Annotated in this window: 1 protein-coding gene and 1 pseudogene; one reads left to right on the forward strand and one right to left on the reverse strand. The window is 41.5% G+C overall.

Annotated features, from left to right (window positions below):
- Positions 1–25 precede the first annotated feature (25 nt).
- Positions 26–868 (forward strand): annotated as a pseudogene (locus tag O9332_RS08145) (IS5 family transposase).
- On the opposite strand, the gene O9332_RS08150 reads toward O9332_RS08145, so the two are convergent.
- Positions 869–1678 carry a PLL family lectin gene (locus O9332_RS08150; protein WP_288024823.1) on the reverse strand — a complete coding sequence of 270 codons (810 nt, stop codon included), beginning with the start codon at positions 1676–1678 and terminating at the stop codon, positions 869–871. It abuts the pseudogene before it with no gap.
- Between the last annotated feature and the right edge of the window lie 990 nt (positions 1679–2668).

Here is a 2668-nt window from a genome sequence, read left to right on the forward strand (position 1 = left end):
ATAGTCCAAGAGTTAAGATTGAAAGATGACTTACGAACAAGTAAAAACTTTAAAGCCAACAGAGTTCAAACGCTTGTGTGGCCTGTATCCAGATACATTTAAGGATATGGTAACAGTCCTAAAGGCAGAAAAAGTTTGGCAAAAAAAGACAGGTAGACCTAGCAAATTGAGTACGGAAGACCAACTACTAATAACATTAGAATATTGGCGAGAATATCGCACCTATTTTCATCTGGGAAATAGTTGGGGTGTTAACGAATCAACGGCGTAGAGAATTGTTAGGAAAGTAGAGAATATTCTTATCAAATCAGGTCTGTTTAATCTACCGGAAAAAAAAGCCCTATTAGAAAGTAATAGTGAAATAGAAGTAATAGTGGTGGATGTGTCAGAACAGGAGATAGAAAGACCCAAAAAAAAACAGAAATCATGCTATAGTGGCAAGCAGGGATACCACACATTAAAGTCGCAAGTCGTTGCCGATTAAAAAAGTGAGCAGATAATCTGCGTCCGTTGTGAGAAAGGAAGAGTCCATGATTTTCGGTTGTGGAAAGAGAGTAAAATAGGGTTAAATAAGGAAATAGAAATATTAGGGGACAAAGGCTATCAAGGGATTCAGAAAATCCATCAAAACAGTCAAATTCCTCATAAAAAAAAGAAAAAAGAAAAACTAAGTAAAGAGCAAAAAAAAGCCAACCGTCAGTTATCACAACGGCGCATAGTTATAGAACATATTCATCGTCGTCTCAAAATATTTCGGATACTTTCATCAAGATACAGAAATCGCCGACGGCGATTTGGTCTGAGATTGAATTTGATTGCTGGTATCTACAATTACGAACTTCGTTACCGACAAAAATATATATCTTGATTACTTTTGCAAGAGATCTACTGTAGGAGGTCCTTGGATTTTGCCACCCAGTGATTGCCATCCACTCCAACTGCTAGGACTTCCATCGCCATAATTATGATACACAGCCCCATCTTTTTGTTCGCGTATAAATACGTCTAGCCGGCCTTTAGACCATGCAACCGCAGCAGGAGGGTCAGATGTACCAGGTCTATTGGTATTAATTGGGCCACCCACATCATACCAATCTAATTGTGATGGTTTCCAGGGAAATACTCCATCCGACGACTTGTGTTTAATGGTACCATCCCACGACCGGACGAAAATATCAATCCTCTCATCCCCCCAAGAAACAACCGTTGGCGATCCTTTTAACGGTGAGCCACCTAGTGTTTCCCATCCGCTCCAGTTGTTAGGATTGCCATTTCCATAGTTATGATACACATTCCCGTCTAAAGCGAGTACGAAAACGTCTAAACGACCTTTAGACCATGTTACTGCGGCAGCAGACTCAGATGTTTCAACCCCCAGCAGGGGTTGCCAATCTAATTGTGAGGGTTTCCATCCCTTGCCATCCCACCACTTGTGGTAAATACGATTATCCGTGCCACGGGCAAAAATATCGATTCGATTATTTCCCCAAGAAACAACTGTAGGAGAACCTTGAATCAGACCACCCAGTAGTTCCCATCCTGCTAAAGGTTTATCGTTGTTACTTCCATAATTGTGATACAGAGCGCCATCGACACCGCGGGCAAAAATATCAAGTCGATTGCTAGACCATGCCACTGCCACTGGGTAATCCGTAATCCCCCCCCAAGCGGCTGCCAATCAAAGTCAGATGGTTTCCACCAGGCTTTGTTGTCGAACCACTTTCGATAAACACGACCATCGATACCACGAGCAAAACAGTTCAACCAAATAGGGTTTTTTACTATTGGTTCTGCCTGTCCAAACAAGCTTTTGTATTTTGTGACAATTGGATAGGGAATTGTGGCAATTTTTAACATAGGATATACATGAATTAGGAAATTAAGTGTTTAATTTTAACTGTTCTTGCGAACTTATTATCGACCTTACTGTTCGACGAGCATAACTGTAATCCTAGACGGATTTTTTCCATACAAAACCCTTTTTAAGATTTTCTTAAGTAGGGAGGCACAATTATTTGTAGGATGGGTTAGCGGTAGCGTAACATAATCGGGCGTTGGGTTTCATGCTTCAACCCAACCTACGTTCATCTTATAAGTACCTAAGCAAAATTAATTACACATATCTAACCACCTCTTGCCCCTTGCCTATCTTCACTAGGAAATTAATTTTGCACGACTACTTATTTAATTCCACCCACCCACTTAAAAATTATAATTTATCCATCTAATCACCCTCTACCCCAGCAGCGCATTCTTAGTCATTGCTGAATTAAGGTATCAAGGCCAACCTTGCACCCATCCAAAAGTTAGTTTGGAGCTAAGTTTTTAAAATCCCTTATTAGTCGGGTAAATTCCCGACTCTCTCCGCCAAGATTCGATATTCGATCGCTGTCATCTGGCTATTCATTATCCTCTTTTGGTTAGCCCAAATTCAGGGATCGATCGATGCCCGTCACGATCTTGAAAATGGCTGTACCCTTAACTGTAAGTAGGTAGGCGTTAAAAGTTATCAGATACCCCCCTTATCAAGGGGGATCCCCCCGCCTATCGGCACCCCCCTTATCAAGGGGGGCAGGGGGGATCGGCACCCCCCTTATTAAGCTGTCCATTAGTCACATCTTTCTTAACATTTCAAACCTTTGTAGCACAAGGCTTTCAAGACTCGGTT

It is taken from the genome of Microcystis sp. LE19-10.1B (assembly GCF_027530565.1).
In the GTDB taxonomy this organism is placed as follows: Bacteria; Cyanobacteriota; Cyanobacteriia; order Cyanobacteriales; family Microcystaceae; genus Microcystis; species Microcystis aeruginosa.